The sequence below is a fragment of the Aeromonas media genome (assembly GCF_000819985.1).
GTDB classification, from domain to species: domain Bacteria; phylum Pseudomonadota; class Gammaproteobacteria; order Enterobacterales; family Aeromonadaceae; genus Aeromonas; species Aeromonas media.
Genome location: NZ_CDBZ01000149.1, coordinates 1 through 4,292, shown reverse-complemented (window position 1 = coordinate 4,292; position 4,292 = coordinate 1). Strand labels below are relative to the sequence as shown.

Below are 4,292 nucleotides of genomic sequence, written 5' to 3'. Positions count from 1 at the left end.
GTGAATAAACAAGGCCCCATGATGGGGCCTTGTTTATTCACCGAACGTCGGGCTATCTGGCGTACGTTTCAGACTGCCGGGTAAAGCCAAGGGATTCGTAAAGCGACCTGGCCCTGTCATTGAATGACATCACCTCCAGCCGGATCTGGCTTGCATCATGGGCCTTGGCCCAGCCATCGCAGTGGGCGATCAGTGCCTTGCCTATGCCACGGGATCTGTGGTGCTCATCCACCACCACAGTCGTGATCCGACAGACGGGCAGTTTGGTAAGAAACGGAATGGCTTCATTGATATCGATTCGGGCAGTCAGAAACCCCGCTACCACCACGGCGACACAAAACAGTCGCCCCTCGCTCTGGATGGCGTCCAGCAGAAACGCCCGCTGCCGCGAAGAGGGAGGGCAGAACACCTCGGGAGCCTGCTCGAAGTGGATCTGCCCTATCTGCCGATCCAGCTCGACAATGGCGTCGAGATCCTGCTCGGTTGCCTTACGTATTTCCAATGGGTGCTCCTTGCATTTGGCTGACGAACTGACCCCAAGGCCTGGGGAATGGTTCATCATAGGAGGAGTCGGCACCAAGGTGAAGCGCCGAATGTATCCATTCAGGGTGGCCACAAACCACAAGGCCCCGTGACGGGGCCTTGTGCACAATCCTGATGTCAGCACGGGCTCAACCCGGCGCACCCAGCTGGGCCACCTGGCGTTCTATGCTGGTTTTCAGGCTGTCATCGAGCTTCAAGGCCCGGGCCAGCTCGTCGAGATAGCCGCGCTCCATGAAGTGATCCACCTCGACGGCGAGCAGGGAGGCGAGATAGACCTCGGTGGCCTGCTCCATGTCGGTGACCTCCCGGGCCAGGGCCTGGGGATCCAGCGGGCGGGCCAGCTCGGCGTCAATCCAGCGAGCGGCATCGGATTGGCCCTGCTCGGTCAGGTACTGCTGGATCTTCAGCCGCTCGGCGTCGTCGATATGACCGTCGGCCCGGGCCGCGGCCACCATGGCGCGCACCAGCAAGCTGGCTCGGGCATCCAGTTCGGCGCCCGCCAGCTCGTTGAGGGGATGGGGCGGGCCGGCCGCTGGCGCACTCTGGTTCTGCTGCCAGTCCTGATAGAGCTTGTAGGCCAGACCGCCGAGGGCGGCCGCCCCGCCCACCGCCGCCACCTTGGTGCCGTATTTGCGTATATTCTTGTTGCCAAGCAGCAGCGCCATGGCTCCGGCGGCCAGCCCCCCTTGGGCCATGCCTTTCATCTGGGCCTTGCGCGTGTCACCACCATCGTTGAGCCAGCCCTTGCCAGCTCCCATCAATTGCTCCAGCATCTGTTTCATGGGGCCTCCTCATTTGCATGAAATACCATGCTGTGCCGCGCCCACTGAACTCAAGGTGAATGGATGCCACTGCCCCGCCTGTTGCTGCTGACCCTGCTGACGCTCACTGCGTTCGCTGCCAATTCGGTACTCTGCCGCCTCGCCCTGTTCGAAGAGCGGATGGATCCGGCCCTGTTTACCCTGCTGCGGCTGACCAGCGGCGCCCTGATGCTGATCCTGTTGTGCCGGGTTCGCCACCAGTCGCCGCGCCAGGGAGACTGGGGGGGGGCCCTCGCGCTCATCGCCTATGGCGCCGCCTTCTCGTTCGCCTATCTCACCCTGACCACGGGAACCGGTGCCCTGCTGCTGTTTGCCGCCGTCCAGCTCAGCATGCTGGCACCGCCCCTGCTGCGCGGAGAGTCCCTGCCACTGCGCCAGTGGGCTGGCCTGCTGCTCGCCATGGCAGGGCTGGTATTGTTGTTGCTGCCCGGCATCCGGGCGCCGGATCCCCTGGGGGCGGCCCTGATGATAGGCGCCGGCATCGCCTGGGCCTGCTATACCCTGCGGGCCTCACGCTTTGCCGATCCCATCGCCGCCAATGCCGGTCACTTCCTGCGGGCCAGCCTGCCGGCGGCGCTGCTCTACCTGCTGCTTGGCCGGCTTGAGGCCAGCCCGGCGGCCATTGGCTACGCCCTGGCCTCGGGGGCCCTCGCCTCCGGCCTTGGGTATGCGCTCTGGTATCTGGTGCTGCCCCAACTGGGACGCACCCTGGCCGCCAGCGTCCAGCTGCTGGTGCCCCTGCTCGCGGCGCTGGCAGGGATCATCTGGTTGGATGAGTCCTGGTCGCTGCGGTTGTTATTGTCATCACTGGGCATTCTGGGGGGCATAGCCCTGGTCATAACAGGACGCCCCCCACAAGGAGACAAAGCATGATGAAGATGGTCATATTGCTGCTCGCCAGCAGCCTGTCGAGCGGCCTGTTCGCCATAGAGCAGGATCGGGAAACCCATCAAGCCGGGCTGGATCGGGCCTGTTCCGACGCCCAGCAACTGCTGATCGTGCAGGGCCGACAGCAGCGCATCGACACCTGCATCAAGGAGGGGGGCAAAACGACCCGCTGCCAGCAGGAGTTTGCCAGCTTCGGCCAGCGCGAGGGCAACAAGCGTCCCGATTTTTCCAAGGTGCCCGCCTGCCAGCAGGCCGAGGCCTATCGCAAGAGTTACCGGCAATAAGCCGAGGAGAGAGCATGATCCCACCCCGCGAACTGACCCTGCAATTTCTGGCCGAGCCGGCCGACGTCAACTTCGGAGGCAAGGTCCATGGCGGCATGGTGATGAAGTGGATCGATCAGGCCGGCTACGCCTGCGCCGCCGGCTGGTGTGGCGGCTATGCCGTCACCGTCTATGTGGGGGGCATCCGTTTTTTACGCCCCATCCAGATAGGCCAGCTGGTGGAGGTGCACGCCAAGGTGATCCACACCGGCACCACCAGCATGCACCTGGCGGTAGACGTCTACAGCCGCCACCCCACTGACCCTGCGCGCCACAAGACCACCCACTGCATCATCATCTTCGTGGCCATGGACGAGCACGGCAAACCGAGTCCTGTGCCCCAATGGCAGCCGGTGAGCGAGCAGGATCTACAGTTGCAGCAGTACGCCAGGAAGCTGATGACCCTGCGCGAGGAGCTCGACAAGGAGATGCGCCAGCACATGTGACACCCGTCAAACCCCGGCAACCGAGGCGTGTCTTCGCCACCCGGGGCGCTATAATGGCGACCACGCTGCCCCATGAGAAACCAAGATGTCACTGGAAACTGCACCGCCCGAGGTCAAACTCGCGGTGGATCTGATAGAACTGCTGGAAACCAACCAGATTGCCCCGGATCTCGTCCTGGCGGCGCTCGCCATCGTTCGCCAGGACTATGAGCGCAAGCGTGAGGAAGGCCGGGCGCACTGACGCGCTCACCTCGACCCTGTCCCTTCACCTCTTTCCCTTCAACCCTTCTCCTACAACCCAGGAGGCACCATGTCAGACCCGATCCGCTTCGAAACCAGCAACGCCATGCTGCTTGGCGGCCTGCGTCGCCATCACGACTTCCAGCACGGTGACTTCGGTGGCCAGTGGCGTGACTTCAGCGCCCTTGGCCCCCTGCCAGGTCAGCTGGGGGAGCACGCCTACGGCGTCATCTGCGGCGCAACCGCGACGCAATGCGAGTATATGTGCGCGGTGGAGGTCGCCGCCCTGGAGGTGCTCCCCCCCGGGCTTGGCCGGATGCGCATCGCCCCCCAGACCTATGCGGTCTTTCGCCATCTGGGCCATGTCGATGCCCTGCCACACACCTGGCAACAGGCGCTGGACTGGCTGGCACACTCGGACTATGAGTCCGCCCACAAGCCGGACTTTGAGCGCTACGGCGACAAATTTGACCCAAAGAGCGGCTGCGGGGAGGTGGAAGTCTGGCTCGCCGTGGTACCGAGGCAAGCCCTGGCCTGAGGGGCTGAGACGAAAGCGGCCTTCGCAGGGCACGTCTCAACACCGCACTGTTCGGCGCCGCGCTGCCCTGCTCAGCGCGGTACGATTGCCTCCTCCCCCATTACCTCGTCACAGAGCGCGATAAGGGCCTCGCACAACCGGCTGAGGGGCTCACTGCCCCCTGCCCCCAGGTGCAGGGCCAGCTCCACCGGGCGCACCGACGGCCAGTGTGTCAGTTCAACCTGATCGGGCTGCAGCAATCGGGCGGGCAACAGGCTCACCCCTATGCCCGCGCTCACCGCCCCCTGCAGGCTGGCGAGGCTGGCACTCACGTAGGCGATGCGCCAGGCAATGCCCCTGGCATCCAGGGCGTCGGTTATCTGGCGCCGGTAGAGGCCTTCACTCGGAAACACCACCAGGGGGACAGGATCCCGCTCCCCCGCGGGCCAGTCGCGGCTGTCGGCCCAGGCGAGCGGCTCGCGCCAGCGGGCGATGGGCTCCCCCTGCCCCCGCC

The 4,292-nt window shown here is 64.7% G+C and carries 8 protein-coding genes; 5 read left to right on the top strand and 3 right to left on the bottom strand.

Annotated features, from left to right (window positions below; translation table 11 throughout):
* Positions 1 to 52: 52 nt before the first annotated feature.
* A complete protein-coding gene (locus tag BN1127_RS12950; protein ID WP_042649745.1) occupies positions 53 to 502 on the bottom strand; it encodes a GNAT family N-acetyltransferase in 450 nt (149 codons plus the stop codon).
* 169 nt (positions 503 to 671) lie between these two features.
* Positions 672 to 1,325 (bottom strand): tellurite resistance TerB family protein, encoded by a 654-nt coding sequence (locus BN1127_RS12945; protein ID WP_042649744.1) that lies wholly within the window; start codon positions 1,323 to 1,325, stop codon positions 672 to 674.
* A 63-nt stretch (positions 1,326 to 1,388) separates the two neighbouring features.
* Here BN1127_RS12945 and BN1127_RS12940 point away from each other — a divergent pair, with 63 nt between their 5' ends.
* The 5 genes from BN1127_RS12940 (at position 1,389) to BN1127_RS12925 (ending at position 3,799) form a co-directional block, all read left to right on the top strand.
* Positions 1,389 to 2,237 (top strand): DMT family transporter, encoded by an 849-nt coding sequence (locus tag BN1127_RS12940; RefSeq protein WP_042649743.1) that lies wholly within the window; start codon positions 1,389 to 1,391, stop codon positions 2,235 to 2,237.
* Entirely contained in the window at positions 2,234 to 2,536 is a 303-nt protein-coding gene (locus BN1127_RS12935; protein WP_231557485.1) for a hypothetical protein, read from the top strand. The genes BN1127_RS12940 and BN1127_RS12935 overlap by 4 nt, the downstream gene beginning before the upstream one ends.
* Before the next feature lie 14 nt (positions 2,537 to 2,550).
* Positions 2,551 to 3,021 carry an acyl-CoA thioesterase gene (locus BN1127_RS12930; RefSeq protein WP_041207030.1) on the top strand — a complete coding sequence of 157 codons (471 nt, stop codon included), beginning with the start codon at positions 2,551 to 2,553 and terminating at the stop codon, positions 3,019 to 3,021.
* A gap of 85 nt (positions 3,022 to 3,106) precedes the next feature.
* Positions 3,107 to 3,262 (top strand): pleiotropic regulatory protein RsmS, encoded by a 156-nt coding sequence (gene rsmS / locus BN1127_RS21575; RefSeq protein ID WP_081805738.1) that lies wholly within the window; start codon positions 3,107 to 3,109, stop codon positions 3,260 to 3,262.
* A 69-nt stretch (positions 3,263 to 3,331) separates the two neighbouring features.
* Entirely contained in the window at positions 3,332 to 3,799 is a 468-nt protein-coding gene (locus tag BN1127_RS12925; protein ID WP_042649742.1) for a GyrI-like domain-containing protein, read from the top strand.
* A 71-nt stretch (positions 3,800 to 3,870) separates the two neighbouring features.
* Here the strand turns inward: BN1127_RS12925 and BN1127_RS12920 are convergent.
* On the bottom strand, positions 3,871 to 4,292 hold a 422-nt coding region (locus tag BN1127_RS12920), incomplete at its 5' end, for a LysR substrate-binding domain-containing protein (RefSeq protein ID WP_042649741.1).